This is a genomic window from Actinoplanes sp. ATCC 53533, from assembly GCF_003947245.1.
The window spans coordinates 1-912 of sequence record NZ_QHHV01000598.1 but is presented as its reverse complement, the minus strand read 5'-3'; the positions used below and the strand labels follow the sequence as shown (position 1 = coordinate 912).

Genomic DNA, 912 nt, shown 5'->3' with positions numbered 1-912 from the left:
GCTGGTGTCGAGGTAGCCACTCAACCGGACCTGACCGTTGCCCAACGGACTGAGGGTGAACCCCCGCCTGCAATGCGCCCGGGCCTCCTGCCGGGCCAACAGATCAGCTTCACGCAGCTCGGCGACCTCCGGAGCGACATGCTCCAAGATCCGCCCACCCAATCCGGCCCAAGACCACCGAATCGAACACCCCCGCCTGCTTCACCAGCACCCGCTCGGCCTCATCGGTGATCTCCCGCCCCACATCACCCGGAAGATCCGCGAGCGTGGCCGCGATGGCCGTGGCCTGCTCAGCAGCCACCACACCAGCACACACCGCGGTGTCCAACACCGGCCGCCGGTTCAAGGCCGCGGCGAGGGCCACCAACCGGGCCGCGGTGCCAGGACTGACCCGCAACCGCTGACGCAGCCACACCACCGTGCTGGTCGCGGCGTCAGCCTCCGGCAGACCCCGCGCTTGCACCTGCCCAATCAGATGCGCCACCACCGCGGTCAACTGCTGCACCCCAGCCCACGCCTGCTCCAAACACCCCACCAACTCCCCGTCCGAGACCACCCAGGCCGGAGCCGTCGCACACGCGGCGGCGGCACGACGGGCTTCGGACACCAGTTCCAACACCCGACCAACTTGGCACAGACACACGACAAGACGGAGATGCCCTGTGGATAACCCCAAACCCAACACAAGAACGCAGCACCGACGACACCCAGCCGGACACACCCACCCGGATGCGACGCGATGGCTGTCGTGCCGGCGGGCGGGATGTCGACGCCGTTCCGCGACGCCGGGCGAGCTCTGGGATGCACAACGGATGGGCGATTTGAACGCCGCGCTGGACCCGGATGAGATCCGGATCCGCAGAAGGCAAGGTTGGGTGCGAGGGCGATCCACCGGTCTCCGGCGACCGGCTG

General features: G+C 68.5%; 1 protein-coding gene. It reads right to left on the bottom strand.

Annotated elements, in window-relative coordinates; all coding sequences use genetic code 11:
• Positions 1-109 precede the first annotated feature (109 nt).
• On the bottom strand, positions 110-607 hold the full coding sequence (locus DMB66_RS60220; protein WP_233625641.1) for a DUF222 domain-containing protein: 498 nt from the start codon (positions 605-607) through the stop codon (positions 110-112).
• Positions 608-912: the final 305 nt, after the last annotated feature.